17 protein-coding genes are annotated in these 14,704 nt (G+C 70.5%); 12 read left to right on the top strand and 5 right to left on the bottom strand.

Annotation, left to right across the window (positions count from 1 at the left end):
- Nucleotides 1-70: 70 nt before the first annotated feature.
- Genes KQ305_RS00900 through KQ305_RS00885 form a run of 4 tightly spaced genes read left to right on the top strand, consistent with a single transcriptional unit; the run spans nt 71 to nt 6,213 of the window.
- On the top strand, nt 71-4,180 hold the full coding sequence (locus KQ305_RS00900) for a DNA-directed RNA polymerase subunit beta' (RefSeq protein ID WP_259723575.1): 4,110 nt from the start codon (nt 71-73) through the stop codon (nt 4,178-4,180).
- A complete protein-coding gene (locus KQ305_RS00895) occupies nt 4,173-4,337 on the top strand; it encodes a high light inducible protein (RefSeq protein ID WP_254990797.1) in 165 nt (54 codons plus the stop codon). The genes KQ305_RS00900 and KQ305_RS00895 overlap by 8 nt, the downstream gene beginning before the upstream one ends.
- On the top strand, nt 4,337-5,395 hold the full coding sequence (gene rlmN, locus KQ305_RS00890) for a 23S rRNA (adenine(2503)-C(2))-methyltransferase RlmN (RefSeq protein WP_259723574.1): 1,059 nt from the start codon (nt 4,337-4,339) through the stop codon (nt 5,393-5,395). Before KQ305_RS00895 ends, rlmN begins: the two co-directional genes overlap by 1 nt.
- Before the next feature lie 11 nt (nt 5,396-5,406).
- Nucleotides 5,407-6,213 carry an alpha/beta hydrolase gene (locus KQ305_RS00885; protein ID WP_259723573.1) on the top strand — a complete coding sequence of 269 codons (807 nt, stop codon included), beginning with the start codon at nt 5,407-5,409 and terminating at the stop codon, nt 6,211-6,213.
- Here the strand turns inward: KQ305_RS00885 and KQ305_RS00880 are convergent.
- Nucleotides 6,165-7,466 (bottom strand): AmpG family muropeptide MFS transporter, encoded by a 1,302-nt coding sequence (locus KQ305_RS00880; RefSeq protein WP_259723572.1) that lies wholly within the window; start codon nt 7,464-7,466, stop codon nt 6,165-6,167. The two genes, KQ305_RS00885 and KQ305_RS00880, sit on opposite strands and share 49 nt — an antisense overlap.
- Before the next feature lie 77 nt (nt 7,467-7,543).
- Between KQ305_RS00880 and KQ305_RS00875 the strand changes: the two genes are divergently transcribed.
- The 6 genes from KQ305_RS00875 to KQ305_RS00850 all read left to right on the top strand — a co-directional run bounded on the left by KQ305_RS00875 (nt 7,544) and on the right by KQ305_RS00850 (nt 10,909).
- Nucleotides 7,544-7,669 (top strand): hypothetical protein, encoded by a 126-nt coding sequence (locus KQ305_RS00875; RefSeq protein ID WP_254963361.1) that lies wholly within the window; start codon nt 7,544-7,546, stop codon nt 7,667-7,669.
- Between the two features lie 65 nt (nt 7,670-7,734).
- Nucleotides 7,735-8,535 (top strand): HEAT repeat domain-containing protein, encoded by an 801-nt coding sequence (locus KQ305_RS00870; RefSeq protein ID WP_254944287.1) that lies wholly within the window; start codon nt 7,735-7,737, stop codon nt 8,533-8,535.
- Between the two features lie 87 nt (nt 8,536-8,622).
- Nucleotides 8,623-8,838 carry a DUF2997 domain-containing protein gene (locus KQ305_RS00865; RefSeq protein WP_259723571.1) on the top strand — a complete coding sequence of 72 codons (216 nt, stop codon included), beginning with the start codon at nt 8,623-8,625 and terminating at the stop codon, nt 8,836-8,838.
- Nucleotides 8,839-8,866: 28 nt separating this feature from the next.
- The gene (locus KQ305_RS00860) at nt 8,867-9,259 is read left to right on the top strand and encodes a DUF1257 domain-containing protein (protein ID WP_259723570.1); all 393 of its coding nucleotides are present in this window, start codon (nt 8,867-8,869) and stop codon (nt 9,257-9,259) included.
- 4 nt (nt 9,260-9,263) lie between these two features.
- Nucleotides 9,264-9,686, top strand: coding sequence for a ferredoxin (locus KQ305_RS00855; RefSeq protein ID WP_259723569.1), 423 nt, complete (start codon nt 9,264-9,266; stop codon nt 9,684-9,686).
- Between the two features lie 38 nt (nt 9,687-9,724).
- Nucleotides 9,725-10,909 (top strand): aldo/keto reductase, encoded by a 1,185-nt coding sequence (locus tag KQ305_RS00850; RefSeq protein WP_259723586.1) that lies wholly within the window; start codon nt 9,725-9,727, stop codon nt 10,907-10,909.
- Here KQ305_RS00850 and KQ305_RS00845 read toward each other — a convergent pair.
- Complete coding sequence (locus KQ305_RS00845; protein WP_259723568.1) at nt 10,906-11,685, bottom strand: 16S rRNA (guanine(527)-N(7))-methyltransferase RsmG; 780 nt, start codon at nt 11,683-11,685, stop codon at nt 10,906-10,908. The genes KQ305_RS00850 and KQ305_RS00845 overlap by 4 nt on opposite strands.
- Nucleotides 11,686-11,756: 71 nt before the next feature.
- On the opposite strand from KQ305_RS00845, the gene KQ305_RS00840 reads away from it, so the two are divergent.
- Both KQ305_RS00840 and KQ305_RS00835 read left to right on the top strand, forming a co-directional pair.
- Nucleotides 11,757-12,248, top strand: a complete 492-nt coding sequence (locus KQ305_RS00840; protein ID WP_259723567.1) for a J domain-containing protein — start codon at nt 11,757-11,759, stop codon at nt 12,246-12,248.
- Nucleotides 12,245-12,508 (top strand): DUF3143 domain-containing protein, encoded by a 264-nt coding sequence (locus tag KQ305_RS00835; RefSeq protein WP_259723566.1) that lies wholly within the window; start codon nt 12,245-12,247, stop codon nt 12,506-12,508. Before KQ305_RS00840 ends, KQ305_RS00835 begins: the two co-directional genes overlap by 4 nt.
- A 21-nt stretch (nt 12,509-12,529) precedes the next feature.
- Here the strand turns inward: KQ305_RS00835 and bioA are convergent, their stop codons facing one another.
- Genes bioA through bioD form a run of 3 tightly spaced genes read right to left on the bottom strand, consistent with a single transcriptional unit; the run spans nt 12,530 to nt 14,588 of the window.
- A complete protein-coding gene (gene bioA / locus KQ305_RS00830; protein ID WP_259723565.1) occupies nt 12,530-13,810 on the bottom strand; it encodes an adenosylmethionine--8-amino-7-oxononanoate transaminase in 1,281 nt (426 codons plus the stop codon).
- A complete protein-coding gene (locus tag KQ305_RS00825) occupies nt 13,801-13,956 on the bottom strand; it encodes a hypothetical protein (protein WP_259723564.1) in 156 nt (51 codons plus the stop codon). Before KQ305_RS00825 ends, bioA begins: the two co-directional genes overlap by 10 nt.
- The gene (gene bioD / locus KQ305_RS00820) at nt 13,953-14,588 is read right to left on the bottom strand and encodes a dethiobiotin synthase (RefSeq protein WP_259723563.1); all 636 of its coding nucleotides are present in this window, start codon (nt 14,586-14,588) and stop codon (nt 13,953-13,955) included. Before bioD ends, KQ305_RS00825 begins: the two co-directional genes overlap by 4 nt.
- Nucleotides 14,589-14,704 lie beyond the last annotated feature (116 nt).

The raw sequence follows: 14,704 nt of genomic DNA, 5'->3' as shown, positions 1-14,704 counted from the left end.
CCACCGGCCGGGCCCAGCCCCGCGCCCCGTGTCTTCCGATTCCCTCCAGCCTTTTCCAACGCGCGCTGCCATGACCGCCACCCCCGCCAAGAAGATCAGCAAGAAGAGCGCCAAGGCCGCCGCCGAACTGGCGGCCGCCGAGGCCGCCGCCCAACTCGCGGCCTCCGCCCTGAGCAAGCAGGCGCCGCCGTTCCGCAACCGGATCATCGACAAGAAGGCGCTGCGCAATCTGGTGTCCTGGGCCTTCAAGCACCACGGCACCGCCGCCACCGCCGCGATGGCCGATGAGCTGAAGGATCTGGGCTTCCACTACGCCACCCAGGCGGCGGTGTCGATCTCGGTCGACGACCTGCGCATCCCCGGCGACAAGGCTGTTCTGCTGGAAGAGGCCGAGGAGCAGATCACGGCCACCGAGGAGCGTTATCGGCTGGGCGAGATCACCGAGGTGGAGCGCCACACCAAGGTGATCGACACCTGGACCGAAACCAACGAGCGGCTGGTGGCGGCGGTGCGCCGCAACTTCAACGACAACGATCCACTCAATTCGGTGTGGATGATGGCCAACTCCGGCGCCCGGGGGAACATGTCCCAGGTGCGTCAGCTGGTGGGCATGCGCGGCCTGATGGCCAACCCCCAGGGGGAGATCATCGACCTGCCGATCCGTACCAACTTCCGCGAGGGCCTCACGGTCACCGAGTACGTGATCTCCTCCTACGGCGCCCGCAAGGGCCTGGTGGACACGGCCCTGCGTACCGCCGACTCCGGCTACCTCACCCGCCGTCTGGTGGACGTGGCCCAGGATGTGATCGTGAGGGAGGAGGACTGCGGCACCCACCGCTTCATCCCCATCAACGCCGACGAGCGCGGCCGCTTCGGCACCAAGCTGGTGGGCCGTCTGGCGGCCCAGCCCGTCGTCGACAGCGAGGGCGTCGTCATCGTCGATCGCAACGGTGAGATCGACCCCGCCCTTGCGGCCGCTATCGAGAAGGCGGCGATCACCACCGTGATGGTGCGCTCACCGCTCACCTGCGAGGCCTCCCGCTCGGTCTGCCGCAAGTGCTACGGCTGGGCCCTGGCCCACAACGAACTGGTCGACCTGGGCGAAGCCGTCGGCATCATCGCCGCCCAGTCGATCGGGGAGCCCGGTACCCAGCTCACCATGCGGACCTTCCACACCGGTGGTGTGTCCACGGCCGAAACCGGCGTGGTGCGATCCCTGGTGGACGGCGTGGTCGAATTCGGGTCCAAGGCCCGGGTGCGCGATCACCGCACTCCCCATGGTGTGGAGGCCAAGCTGGCCGAGACCGACTTCACCCTGACCCTCAAGCCTTCGGGCAAGGGCAAGATCCAGAAGATCGACATCACCAACGGCTCGATTCTCTTCGTGGCCGATGGTGATCCCGTCGCCAACGACATCATCCTGGCCCAGATCTCCTCGGGCTCGGCGGTGAAGAAGAGCGTGGAGAAGGCCACCAAGGATGTCATCTGCGACCTGGCTGGCCAGGTGCGTTTCGAAGACGTGATCCAGCCCCGGGAGGTCACCGACCGCCAGGGCAATATCACCCACAAGGCCCAGCGTCTGGGGCGCCTGTGGGTGTTCAGTGGCGACGTCTACAACCTGCCGCCGAACGCCCTCCCTGTGGTGGAGACCGACAAGCTGGTGACCCCTGGCGACGTCCTGGCCGAAAGCCGGCTGCAGAGCGAGTACGGCGGCGCCGTGCGGCTGCGGGAGTCCACCGGCGACTCCCGTGAAGTGCAGATTGTCACCGCCAGCCTCACCCTCAAGGACTGCAAGCTGGTCGGCGAATCCAGCCACACCGGCGAAAGCTGGCACCTGGAGGGCAAGGACAACACCCGTTACCTGGTCAAGACCCAGCCCGGCACCAAGATCGGCGCCGGTGAGGTGATCGCCGAACTCACCGACGACCGTTTCCGCACCCAGACCGGCGGCGTGGTGAAGTTCGCCCCCGGGCTCTCGATCAAGAAGGCCCGCTCCGCCAAGCACGGCTTCGAGGTCAGCAAGGGCGGCACCCTGCTCTGGATTCCCCAGGAAACCCACGAGATCAACAAGGACATCTCCCTGCTGATGATCGAGGACGGCCAGTGGATCGAGGCCGGCACGGAAGTCGTCAAGGACATCTTCAGCCAGACCGCGGGCATCGTCACCGTTACCCAGAAGAACGACATCCTTCGGGAGATCATCGTCCGCTCCGGTGAGCTGCACCTGGTCTCCGACGCCAAGGTGCTCGGCCGCTACGGCGAGGACGGCAAGATGGTCAACCCCGGCGAAGAGATCGCCCCGGGCCTCAAGGCCGAGGCGATGAAGTTCGTCGAGAAGGTCGACACCCCAGAGGGCGGCGCCCTGCTGCTGCGGCCCGTCGAGGAGTACGCGATCCCCGATGCCGCCCACCTGCCCGAACTCTCCACGGTCAAGCAGACCGGCGGACCCTCCTTGGGGCTGAAGGCCACCCAGCGCCTCACCTTCAAGGACGGCGAGCTGATCAAGTCGGTGGAAGGGGTGGAGCTGCTGCGCACCCAGCTGATCCTGGAAACCTTTGACACCACCCCCCAGATGACGGTGGATGTGGAGGTGGTCGCCGACAAGCGGGCCAAGACCATCGAGCGCCTGCAGCTGGTGATCCTGGAAACCCTGCTGGTGCGTCGCGACACCCTCTCCGATGCCAGCCACGGTTCCACCCACACCGAGCTGCAGGTGGAAGACGGCATCGCCGTCAAGCGCGGCGATGTGGTGGCCACCACCCAGATCCTCTGCAAGGAGAACGGCGTGGTGCAACTGCCCGAACCCACCGTCGGTGAACCGATACGGCGCCTGATCGTGGAGCGGGCCGACGACACCCGCAGCCTTGATCTGGGCGGGGCCGCTCCCAAGGTGGTGGTGGGCGATCGCATCGTCGACGGCGACGTGCTTGCCGACGGGGTGCTCTCCCCCTGCTGCGGCAAGGTGGAGGCCATCGACGGCAAGACCCTCACCATCCGCCTGGGTCGGCCCTACATGGTGTCGCCCGATTCGGTGCTGCACGTCCGTGACGGCGAACTGGTGCAACGCGGTGATGCCCTCGCCCTGCTGGTGTTCGAGCGCCAGAAAACCGGTGACATCGTGCAGGGTCTGCCCCGCATCGAAGAGCTTCTGGAGGCCCGCCGGCCAAGGGAATCGGCCGTGCTCTGCCGCAAGAGCGGCACCGTGCAGATCAAGCAGGGTGAGGACGACGACTCGATCACCGTTTCCGTGATCGAGACCGATGACGTGATCACCGAGTATCCAATCCTGCTGGGCCGCAACGTGATGGTCAACGATGGCCAGCAGGTGAGCGCCGGTGAGATGCTCACCGACGGTCCGATCAATCCCCACGAGCTGCTCGAGTGTTTCTTCGAGGACCTTCGCAGCCGCAAGCCCACCATGGAGGCGGCCCAGGAGGCGATCTCCAAGCTGCAGTTCCGCATGGTCACGGAAGTGCAGAACGTGTACAAATCGCAGGGGGTGTCGATCAGCGACAAGCACATCGAGGTGATCGTGCGCCAGATGACCAGCAAGGTCCGCATCGAGGACGCCGGTGACACCACCCTGCTCCCCGGTGAGCTGATCGAGTTGCGCCAGGTGGAGCAGGTGAATTCCGCCATGGCCATCACCGGTGGGGCTCCTGCCGAGTTCACCCCCGTGCTGCTGGGCATCACCAAGGCCTCCCTCAACACCGATTCGTTCATCTCGGCGGCCTCCTTCCAGGAGACCACCCGGGTGCTCACCGAAGCGGCGATCGAGGGCAAGAGTGACTGGCTGCGGGGCCTCAAGGAGAACGTGATCATCGGCCGCCTGATCCCGGCTGGCACCGGTTTCGGGGGCTTCGAGGAGGAGCTGCGCGCCGAGGCCGGACCCCACCCCGACATCCTCGAGGAGGAGGCCGCCGGCTACCGCCGCAACCAGAACCTGCGTCCTGACTACACCGTCGAAATGCCCGCCCCGGCGGTCACCGCCGCCGTACTCGACGACCCCTCCGAGGAGGATCTCGAGGCCACCCGCAGCCGCCACGGCATCGAAGCGGCCGCCAGCGGCTTCGCCGCCTTCGCCCGTCCCACGGCGGATGAGGGGCTGGAAGAGGAGTTGATCGCCGATCCGGCCGCCCTTGAGGGTCTGCAGGAGGAGGGATTGCTCAGCGATGACTGATCCCGCCATCGCCACCCCGGTGCCGGTGCGTCGGGTGCCGCGCTTCGGCTTCCACACCCACACCGAGCGCTTCAATGGCCGGCTGGCCATGCTCGGCTTCATCGCCCTGGTGGCGGTGGAGTGGAAGCTGGGCCACGGCCTGCTGATCTGGCCCTGATGGCGGAGCCCGTTCCCCTGCTGGGGATGGGCCTGGCGGCCCTCCAGGAATGGGCCGGCCTGCAGGGCCAGCCCACTTTCCGCGGCAAGCAGCTGCATGACTGGATCTACGCCAGGGGAGCCCGTAGCCTTGAGGAGGTCACGGTGCTGCCGAAGGCCTGGCGGGAGCAGCTGGCGGCCTCCGGCACCGGTATTGGTCGCTCGGCCCTGCTGCACCGCAGCGACGCCCGCGACGGCACCACCAAGCTGCTGCTGGCCACCGCCGATGGCCTCAGCCTCGAGACCGTGGGCATCCCCAGCGGTGATCGGCTCACGGTCTGTGTCAGCAGTCAGGTGGGCTGCCCGATGGGCTGCCGCTTCTGCGCCACAGGCAAAGGCGGGCTGCAGCGCTCCCTGGCGGTGCACGAAATCGTCGATCAGGTGCTCAGTGTTCGTGAGGCGATGGACCGCCGCCCGAGCCACGTGGTGTTCATGGGCATGGGCGAACCTCTGCTGAACACCGAAGCGGTGCTCGAAGCCATCGCTTGCCTCTGCACCGATCTGGGCATGGCCCAGCGCCAGATCACCGTCAGCACCGTGGGGGTGCCCCGCAGCTTGCCCACCCTGGCCGAGTGCGCCCTGGAGCGGCTGGGCCGGGCCCAGTTCACCCTGGCCGTGAGTCTGCATGCCCCCGACCAGCGCCTGCGGGAGGAGCTGATCCCCACCGCCCACGCCTACCCGCTGGAGGCCCTGCTCGACGACTGCCGCCACTACGTGGCCATCACCGGCCGTCGGGTGAGCTTCGAGTACATCCTGCTGGGCGGCCTCAACGACCATCCCCGCCAGGCCGATGCCCTGGCCCGCCTGCTGCGGGGCTTCCAGAGCCACGTCAACCTGATCGCCTACAACCCGATCGACGAGGAGGACTTCCGCCGCCCCGCACCCGAGGCGGTGGAGGCCTTCCGCGCCCAGCTGGAGCGGCGCCACATCGCCGTGAGCGTGCGGGCCAGCCGCGGCCTCGACCAGGACGCCGCCTGCGGCCAGCTGCGTCGCCGCCTGCTCACCGCCCCGGCGGCCTGATCGGCCGGTCCATGGCCCTGCGACCCGGCGCCCTGCTTGCCATCACCGGCCTGGTGGTGGCCCTGGCCTATCTGGGGCTGTGCGGCCTGCTGTTTCTGCGCCAACGCTCCCTGCTCTATTTCCCCCAGCCCCGCTCCAGCGACGCGGCAGGCCAGCTGCTGGCCCTGCCCATGGCCGACGGCCCGCCGGGAAGCGAGGTGCTGGTGAGCGTCCGCCGCCGCCCCGGCCCGAAGGCACTGCTCTATTTCGGGGGTAACGCCGAGGCTGTGGCGGGCCAGTTGCCGCTGCTGGAGGCCGCCTTTCCGGAGCACAGCCTCTACCTGATGCACTACCGGGGCTATGGCGGCAGCAGCGGCCAGCCCTCGGAGCTGGCCCTGTTCGCCGATGCCCTGGCCCTGTTTGACCGGGTGCGGGCCGACCACGACCACATCGCGGTGCTGGGCCGCAGCCTGGGTAGCGGAGTGGCGGTGCACCTGGCCGCCCGCCGTCCGGTGGCCCGGCTGGTGCTGGTCACCCCGTTCGACAGCATCGAGGCCGTGGCCTCCCGCCAGTTCCCGCTGGTGCCGGTGGCCGTGCTGCTGCGGGACAAGTACCGCTCCTGGGCGGACGCCCCCCGCGTGAACGCTCCCACCCTGCTGATCGCGGCCAAACGGGACGAGGTGATCCCGCGTGCCCACACCGACGCCCTGCTGTCCCACTTCCGCCCCGGCGTCGCCTCCCTGGTGGTGCTGCCCGTCGATGGCCACAACGCCGTGGAGGGCTCGCCTGGCTACGTCCCGCTGCTGCGCGAGTTTTCGGCGTCGCGTTCGGCGCTGTAGGCCCCGCGGGCGCCCTGGCCGTTCCAGGGGGTGAGCCGCACCATCAGTAGGAAGGCCGGCAGGGCCGCGGCGGTGGTGGCCAGGAAGAAGCCCGGCCAGCCGAGCCGTTCGGCCACCAGCCCGGCGGGTGCGGCCAGCAGCGAGCGGCTCAGGGCATAGACCCCCGAGAGCAGGGCGTACTGGGTGGCGGAGAAACGGGGGTTGCAGAGGCTCATCAGCAGCGCCACGAAGGCGGCGCCCACCATGCCGCCACCGATGTTCTCCAGCGCCACGGCCATCAGCAGGCCTGGCATGCCGCCGTCGAAACGGGCCAGGGCCCAGTAGGCCAGGTTGCCCGCCGCCCCCACCAGGGCGAACAGCCACAGCGAACGGTTCATGCCCAGCCGGCCGAACAGCAGGCCCCCCAGCAGCGTGCCCACGATGGTGGCGCCAATGCCCCAGCCCGCCAGCACCGACCCCACCACCTCGGGGCTGAAGCCCTTCTGGATCAGGAACGGCACCGCCATCAGGCCCAGCAGCCCATCGGGCCAGCGGTAGAGCAGCACCAGGGTGAGCAGGGCCACGGCCCTGGGCCCGCCGCTGCGGTGCAGGAACTCCCGCGCCGGACCCAGCACCGCCTGGCGCAGGCTGCTCACCGGCACCGCCAGGGGTTCCAGGCGCGGCGCCGTGAGGGTGAACGGCACCACCACCAGCATCAGCACGGCGGAGAACAGAAAGGCCAGGGGCCAGTCGTAGCGTCCGGCCAGGATGAAGCCGCCGGCCCCCACGGCCAGCATCGCTGTGCGATAGCCCAGGTTGGAGGCGGCGGCTCCGGCGCCCCGCTCCAGATCGGGCAGCAGGTCGGTGCGGTAGGCATCGACGGCGATGTCCTGGGTGGCGCTGACCACGGCCAGCAGCACGGCCATCAGGCCGATCGCCGTCAGGCTGGCCGGATCCGTGGAGGGCCGCAGCAGGGCCATGGCGCCGATCACCGCCACCAGGGTGAGCTGCAGCACCAGCAGCCAGCCGCGGCGGCGGTCGGGCCAGGGCAGGGGCCAGCGGTCAAGGGCCGGAGCCCAGACCATCTTCAGGGTGTAGGGCAGCTCCGCCAGCCCGAGCAGGCCGATCAGGGACAGGGGGATCTGGCTGGCGGTGAGCCAGCCCTGCAGAAGCTTGGTTCCCACCATGTAAGGGGTGCCGCTGGCCACCCCCTCGGCGGCCACCGCCAGGAGGCGACGCCAGGGCCGGACGCTGCTGGAGGCACGGGTGGCCATGGCGGCTTGCGGGTCGCCGAACCCTAGAAGCGACCGCTCGGACCACAATGCAGCCAGCATCGCCGCACCGCTCCCCCATGTCCTTCCTGCGCTCCAAGCTCCTGCCTGCTGCCATCGTGCTGCTGTTTGGCCTGGCCCTGTTCGCCGTCAGCGCCCGCATCTGGCTGCCCGGCGACATGGCCGCCCCCGCCCCGCTGGGCTGATCCCGTACTCATGGGCTGAACCGGCAGCCGTCCTGCTTTTACGATGCCCTCACCTGGATGGCTCCATGCCGGAAGACGGCCTGCCCTTTCCCGAAACCACCCATGAGCTGGCCCTCGACCCGGAGGTGCTGGCACGGGAGCTGGCGCAGGAGCTCCTGGGCGATCCCCTCGATGAGATCGACAGCGTTGCCCCCTCCAGCTCCGATGTGGCCGCCGAGTGCGACCTCGGCATCGAACTGCTCAAGGGGGGGCGTGAGGAGCGGCTGCAGGGGCTGCGCATCTTCTGCGAGCACCGGGACCCCCGGGCCATTCCGCTGCTGCTGCCGTTGCTGAAGGCCGGCTGCCCGATCGTGCGCATGAGCGCCGTCTACGCCCTGGGGCGCAATCCCCACCCCCTGGCGGTGGAGCCCCTGCTGGGCCTGCTGGGGGCCGATGACAACGGCTACGTGCGCAAGGCGGTGGCCTGGAGCCTGGGCAACTACCCCGAGGCCCCCGTGCTCAACCCGCTGATCCGGGCCCTGGAGATGGACATCTCGGCCGTGCGGCTGTGGGCCGCCAGCTCCCTGGCCGATGCCGGCGCCACCGGCGTGGCCAAGGCCGACCCCGCCGCCGCCCAGCTGCTCCTGACCCTCCGCATCGACAGCGAGCCGGCCGTGCGTAGCAACAGCGCCTGGTCGCTTGGGCGCCTTTACACCGATCTGGTGGAACCGCGCCAGCGGGACGTGGTGGAAGCCTTGTTGCACACGATGCTGCACGACGGCGATTCCACCGTCCGGGACGAAGCCCGGATGGCGCTCGAGCAGCTGGAGCAGCCGGAGGTGCTCGAACGGCTCCAGACCCTGGTGGATGAGGGCCTGATCAGCTGAAGGGCCTGCCACCGTGGCGATCCCACCCGCCGCGGCCTCCCGAAATCGCGGTTAAGATCCCGGTCTGACCTGTGTCGATCGCCCGGGATGGCCCAACGCACCATCCGCTTCCGCATTCGTCCTGACGGACGGGTGGAGGAACTCGTGGAGGGTGTGCAGGGCCAGGGTTGTTCCCAGCTCACGGAGCGGATCGAGGCCAGGTTGGGCAGCGTCCAGCAACGCCTGAGCACCTCGGAAGCGTTCCAGGCCCAACCCCTCGATCTCCAGGACCCCCAGGTGGTCGTCCAGCACCACGGCACCTGAGCCACCGCCCCTCCTCCCCGTACGTCCCATGTCGCACTTCAGCACCGTTAAAACAGAGCTGCGCGATCGCCAGGCCCTGGTAGAAGCCCTCTGCGACCTGGGCCACCCTCCCACCGAAGGCTCCTGCCAGGTGCGGGGCTACCGCGGCCAGACCGTGACGGCCGAGCTGGCCATTCCCCAGGTCGATGGGGCGGACATCGGTTTCCGTCTCAACCCCGACAGCGGCAGCTACGAACTGGTCACCGACCTGGAACTCTGGAAGCAGCCCATCCCGGTGGAGCGTTTTCTGGCCAAGCTCACCCAGCGTTACGCCCTGCGCACCATCCTGGCCAGCACCGCCGAGGAGGGCTTCCAGGTGAGCGAGCAGACCAGCCACCTCGACGGCAGCATCGAACTGGTGGTGACCCGCTGGGACGGCTGATCCTGTGAGCACAACGGGTCCGTCTGCCGGCCTCGATCCCGCCCTGGCCTTTCGCACCGCGGCGGCCCCGGAGTCGGAGGCGACGGGGCTGGAGCCGGTCCTCGGTGGTGCCCTGCGGCAGCAGGCCGTCTGGGTGGATGAGGCCGTCTGCATCGGCTGCCGCTACTGCGCCCATGTGGCCGGCAACACCTTTGTGGTGGAACCCGACTGGGGCCGCTCCCGGGCCCTGCGCCAGGACGGGGACAGCACCGAGCGGATCCAGGAAGCGATCGACACCTGCCCCGTGGACTGCATCCACTGGGTGGCCTACGAGCAGCTGCCAACCCTGAGGGCCCAGCTCGACGAGCAAGAGATCCAGCCCCTGGGGCTGCCCTCCCAGGGCCGCCGCCGCCGCACCCTGCCCCGCTCCACCCCGCCAGCGCCGTGACCATCCCCAGCCGGCGCTTCGGCCGCACGGGGCTGGCCATGCCGGTGCTCTCCCTGGGGGGCATGCGCTTTCAGCAGAGCTGGAGTGATCTGCCGCCCGAGGCGGTGGAGGCCGAGAGCCAGGCCAAGCTTGAAGCCACCCTCCGGGCCGCCATCGCAGCGGGCCTGCACCACATCGAAACCGCCCGCCACTACGGCACCTCGGAGCGGCAGCTGGGCTGGCTGCTGCCCCGACAGCCGGATCACCGGCGCATCCTGCAGACCAAAGTCCCCCCGACCGCCGACCCGGCCGCCTTCGAGGCCGACCTGAAGACCAGCTTCGAGCGGCTGGGCCTGACGGACGACGGGGTGACGGACGAGGGGGGCCGGGTCGACCTGCTGGCCATCCACGGCCTCAACACGCCGGAACTGCTCGATCAGACCCTGCGCCCCGGGGGTTGCCGAGACGTGGCCCGCCGCTGGCAGGAGGCGGGCCGGATCGGCCATGTGGGCTTCTCCACCCATGCGCCGCTGCCCCTGATCCTGGAGGCGATCGCGAGCGACCAGTTCGATTACATCAATCTGCACTGGTACTTCATCCGCCAGGACAACCGGCCCGCGATCGAGGCCGCCACCGCCCACGACATGGGGGTGTTTGTGATCAGTCCCACCGACAAGGGCGGCCACCTGCACAGCCCGTCGCAGCGCCTCTGTGAGCTGTGTGCGCCGTTGCATCCGATCGTCTTCAACGACCTGTTCTGCCTGTCGGCGCCGGGGATCCACACGATCAGCGTCGGCGCCGCCGGGCCGCAGGATCTGGCCCTGCATCTGGAGGCCGTGGCGCTGCTGCCCCGGGCCGGGGAGCTCCTGCCGCCGATCCTGACCCGGCTCGAGCAGGCCCGCCGAGAGGCCCTGGGGGATGAGTGGCTGGCCAGCTGGGGCCAGGGCCTGCCGGCCTGGCAGGACACCCCCGGCCGCATCAACCTGCCGGTGCTGCTCTGGTTGCACAATCTGCTGGAGGCCTGGGACCTGGAGGCCTACGGCCGGGCCCGCTACGGCCTGCTGGGCCAGGGGGGGCACTGGTTTCCGGGGGAGAACGCCGATGCCCTCGATGGCACGGTGAGCGAGGCCGAGCTGCGGGCGGTGCTGGGGGCCAGCCCCTGGGCCGCCGAGATCCCCGACCGGTTGCGACGGCTGCGCCGGCGGCTGGGCGGTGAGGCGGTGACGCGCCTGCAGGCGGCCTAGGCCCCTGGCGTGATGGCCCCCGGCGCGATTGGCGTCTTCTGGGGCACCCCCACGGCCCGGGGGTAGGCGGCCGGACAGCGGCCGGAGGGCCGCAGCCAGAGGCCATGGCGTACCCCCCGGCCCGCCGGCAGGTCGCGGCGCTCCGCCGGATCCACCGTCGCCCGCAGCACCCCCACGGCCGCCTCCAGGTCGCGCTGGTCGTCGGCGCCCCACTGGCCCCGGTAGAGCAGGGCCAGGCCCTCCGGCTTCAGTAGGGGCACCAGGTACTCGGCCACCACCGGCGCGCTGGCCACGGCGCGGGCCATGGCCCGATCGAAGCGGCCGCGGCAGTCCGGGGAACGGCCGGTGCGCTCGGCCCGTTCGCAGCGCAGGCGCAGCCGCCCCTCCTCCAGCCCCAGGCTGCGGGCCATGGCCCGTACCGCCTCCAGCTTGCGGCCCACCGAATCCACCAGGGTGATCCGTGCCGTGGGTAGGGCAATGGCCAGGGCCAGGCCGGGGAAGCCGCCGCCGGTGCCCACATCGATCAGATCGAGGCCGTCGGGGACGCCGCCGGGGTCGCTCAGCAGGGGGACCCAGGGCCAGAGGCTGTCGAAGACCTGGGCGATCCAGAAATCGTCGCCCTCCACCAGGCGGGTGAGGTTGACCCGGCCGTTCCAGAGCCTCAGCTGCTCCTGCAGGGCCACCAGCGACGCCAGCTGGCCGTCGTCGGGGGTCCAGCCCAGTGCTTGCCAGAGGCCGGCATCGGGGGGGGCGCTGGGGTCGGGGCTGGCGGCCATCCGCTACGGCAGTGGTGCTTCTCCCTAGGATCCCTCACGCCGGGCAGGCTGCCACCGCCACCTCAGGGACCATGTCCTCCACAGCCAAGCCCCCCACCCACTACCAGGTGCTGCAGCTGCAGCCCACCGCCACCGATCAGGAGCTGCGGCAGGCGTTCCGGGGCCTGAGCAAGCGCTACCACCCGGATACCACAGCCCTGCCGGCGAGCGAGGCCGAAGTGGCCTTCCGGCAGCTGCGTCAGGCCTATGCCGTTCTGAGTGATCCGGCTGCCCGGCGGCTCTATGACGCCGCCCTGCTGCAAAGCGCTCTCCCGTCCCCGGTCCAGCGCCCCCCGTCCGTGGCCGTTGTCCGGCCCGTGTCGGTGCGCCGGGCCCTCTCCGGCGGCGAGTGGTTCGCCCTGTTGCTGCTGGCCCTGGCCCTGGTGCTCAGCCTGGTGCTGGGGCTGGGGGTGGCCTGGGCGCGGGGCGCCGAACTGATGGCCTGGCCCAGCTGGTGGTCCGAGCTCGAAACGGTTTCCGCCCCACTCCCCTCTCCCAGCCAGCCCCTGCCGATCCGACCGTGACCCTGCCCCCCGCGGCCACCCCCCTCTACAACCACCCCCTGCCCGCCCTGGAGGCCTGGTTGCGCCAGCTGGGGGCCAACCAGTCGCGCACCAACGTCGCCCACTGGGACCTGCACCGCCCCGAATGGAGCGCCCGCATCGCGATGGAGGTGGAGGAACTGCGGGTGAGCTGGCACCAGGAGGGCCGCACCACGGTGCGCCAGTTCCCCTATGGGCTCTCGCGGGCCGATGTGGAGGCGGCGATCCTGGCGGGTCCCTGAGCGCCGGGCCGCCCTTCCCGTTCAGAGGCTGGAGAGGGCCGCCCCGATAACGGCGTAGCAGTCGGCCAGCTGGTCGTCGTCGAGGCACAGCGGCGGCAGCAGGTAGACCACCTGCCCCAGGGGCCGCAGGAACACGCCCCGCTCCAGGGCCAGCCGTTGCAGCCGTGGCCCCACCGGATTGAGGTAGCCGGGCCGATCCGTGGCCACCTCGAAGGCGGCGACACTGCCCAGCAGCCGCGGTCGCCGCACCAGCCGATGGCGTGCCAGGGCCTCCAGATGGGGGCGGTGGCGCGCTTCGAACCCCTGGTGGCGTTCCGGCCGCTCCTGCAGCAGATCAAGGCTGGCCAGGGCGGCGGCGCAACCCAGGGGGTTGGCGGTGAAGCTGTGGCCGTGGAAGAGGGTCAGGCCCGCTGCGGTGCCGATGAAGCCGTTGTAGATGGCCTCCCGGGCCAGGGTCACCCCCATGGGCAGGAAGCCGCCCGTGAGCCCCTTGGAGAGGGCCATCAGGTCGGGGCGGATCCCGGCTCGCTGGCAGGCGAACAGGTGGCCGCTGCGGCCGAAGCCCGTCATCACCTCATCGGCGATCAGCAGGGCCCCGCTGGCGCGCACCAGCGCCTCCACCCGCCTCAGGAACCCTTCCCGGACCAGGGCCATGCCGCCGGCCCCCTGCAGCAGCGGTTCGAGGATCACCGCCGCAGTGGGCGTCTCCAGTAACTGCTCCAGTCGCTCCAGGGCGGCGGCCTCCCGCGCCTCCACCCCGTCGTCGTCCCACCAGGTGGCGGGCCAGGGGGCCCGGGCCACGGCGAACAGCAACGGCTCGAAGGGCGCCGAGAACAGGGAGCGCTCCCCCACCGCCATGGCGCCGAAGGTGTCGCCGTGATACGCCCCTTCGAAGCCGATCAGTTGCTGGCGGGGCTCGCCCCTGTTGCGCCACCACTGCCAGGCGATCTTGAGGGCCACCTCCACGGCCGTGGAGCCGTTGTCAGAGAAGAACAGCCGCTCCAGGCCACTGCAGGCGGCCAGGCGCTCGGCCAGCTGTTCGGCGGCCGGGTGGCGGAAATCGGAGAAGCCCACCTGCTCCAGGCGGCGGGCCTGGCCGGCGATGGCGGCGGCGATGCTGGGCTCCCCGTGGCCGTGCAGGGTCACCCACCAGCTGCTGATGGCGTCGATCAGCCGGCGGCCGTCATCGAGCTCGAGCAGGGCCCCCTCGCCGCGCACCACCCTCAGGGGCGGGTCGGCCGTGGCCACCTGGGTGAAGGGGTGCCAGAGGTGGGGGTGCCAGCCGGGGCCACTCAGCGGCATACATCCGAACGGCGTTCGCCCCCGGTGGCCAGCGGCCCGCAGTTGGCCCAGCGGGTGACGCTGGTCTCGATGTCGGTGAACAGCACCAGGATGCCCGCGCAGAGCGCGGCAACGGCGCCTGTCACCAGCAGGTGCTTACGGCTCATGGCTGCAGGCTACGGGCCAGGCCACTGCGCTGCCAATGCCGCTCCAGGCCCTCGCGGTCGAGGGGATCCAGGGGCGGTAGCTCCGCCAGCACCGGCACTCCGCCGAGGGAGGCCAGGGTGCGGGGGTTGTCGGGGTGGGGATCGCCGTTGAGGACCAGGCCGAGGACGGGGATCGAACGCCTGGCCAGGGCCTCCAGGGACAGCAGGGTGTGGTTGAGGGTGCCCAGGCCGCTGCGGGCCACCAGCAGCACCGGCAGTCCCCAGACGGCGATCTGATCGATCTGCAGCCAGTTGCGCCGCAGGGGCACCAGCAGCCCCCCCGCCGTCTCCACCACCAGAGGTCCGTCCCAGGCCGGCAGGGCCAGCCGGGCCGGATCGATGCTGAGGCCGTCCCGCTCGGCGGCCCAGTGGGGGGAGACGGGGGCCGTGAGGCGGTAGGCCTCCGGCCACAGCCGCTCCGCCGGCAAATCGAGCAGCCGCTGCACCCGGCCGCTGTCGCCGCCGTCCTCCAGACCGCTCTGGACCGGTTTCCAGTACTGGGCCCCCAGGCCCTGCACCAGCAGGGCGCTCACCACCGTCTTGCCCACGTCGGTGTCGGTGCCGCAGACCACCAGCTGCAGGGGGGAGCTCATGGGGCGGGGGCGTCAGGGTGGGTTCGGTGGCCCACCAGGAGCAGCACCTCCCAGGTGAGGGGCGTCTGCTGGGGCCAGTGGGCCAGAAGCCGGCGCAGCTCCCCGGCCGCCAGGGG

The organism is Synechococcus sp. CS-1332, assembly GCF_025127995.1.
In the GTDB taxonomy this organism is placed as follows: Bacteria; Cyanobacteriota; Cyanobacteriia; order PCC-6307; family Cyanobiaceae; genus Cyanobium.
Note: the sequence above shows the minus strand (reverse complement) of the source record. Positions and strands in the feature narration are given on the sequence as shown.

Bases quoted from the DNA above. Each gene is read 5' to 3' on its own strand.
- KQ305_RS00900 (WP_259723575.1), top strand. From the start codon at position 71: ATGACCGCCACCCCCGCCAAGAAGATCAGCAAGAAGAGCGCCAAGGCC.
- KQ305_RS00895 (WP_254990797.1), top strand. From the start codon at position 4,173: ATGACTGATCCCGCCATCGCCACCCCGGTGCCGGTGCGTCGGGTGCCG.
- rlmN (WP_259723574.1), top strand. From the start codon at position 4,337: ATGGCGGAGCCCGTTCCCCTGCTGGGGATGGGCCTGGCGGCCCTCCAG.
- KQ305_RS00885 (WP_259723573.1), top strand. From the start codon at position 5,407: ATGGCCCTGCGACCCGGCGCCCTGCTTGCCATCACCGGCCTGGTGGTG.
- KQ305_RS00880 (WP_259723572.1), bottom strand. From the start codon at position 7,466: ATGGCCACCCGTGCCTCCAGCAGCGTCCGGCCCTGGCGTCGCCTCCTG.
- KQ305_RS00875 (WP_254963361.1), top strand. From the start codon at position 7,544: ATGTCCTTCCTGCGCTCCAAGCTCCTGCCTGCTGCCATCGTGCTGCTG.
- KQ305_RS00870 (WP_254944287.1), top strand. From the start codon at position 7,735: ATGCCGGAAGACGGCCTGCCCTTTCCCGAAACCACCCATGAGCTGGCC.
- KQ305_RS00865 (WP_259723571.1), top strand. From the start codon at position 8,623: ATGGCCCAACGCACCATCCGCTTCCGCATTCGTCCTGACGGACGGGTG.
- KQ305_RS00860 (WP_259723570.1), top strand. From the start codon at position 8,867: ATGTCGCACTTCAGCACCGTTAAAACAGAGCTGCGCGATCGCCAGGCC.
- KQ305_RS00850 (WP_259723586.1), top strand. From the start codon at position 9,725: ATGCCGGTGCTCTCCCTGGGGGGCATGCGCTTTCAGCAGAGCTGGAGT.
- KQ305_RS00845 (WP_259723568.1), bottom strand. From the start codon at position 11,685: ATGGCCGCCAGCCCCGACCCCAGCGCCCCCCCCGATGCCGGCCTCTGG.
- KQ305_RS00840 (WP_259723567.1), top strand. From the start codon at position 11,757: ATGTCCTCCACAGCCAAGCCCCCCACCCACTACCAGGTGCTGCAGCTG.
- bioA (WP_259723565.1), bottom strand. From the start codon at position 13,810: ATGCCGCTGAGTGGCCCCGGCTGGCACCCCCACCTCTGGCACCCCTTC.
- KQ305_RS00825 (WP_259723564.1), bottom strand. From the start codon at position 13,956: ATGAGCCGTAAGCACCTGCTGGTGACAGGCGCCGTTGCCGCGCTCTGC.
- bioD (WP_259723563.1), bottom strand. From the start codon at position 14,588: ATGAGCTCCCCCCTGCAGCTGGTGGTCTGCGGCACCGACACCGACGTG.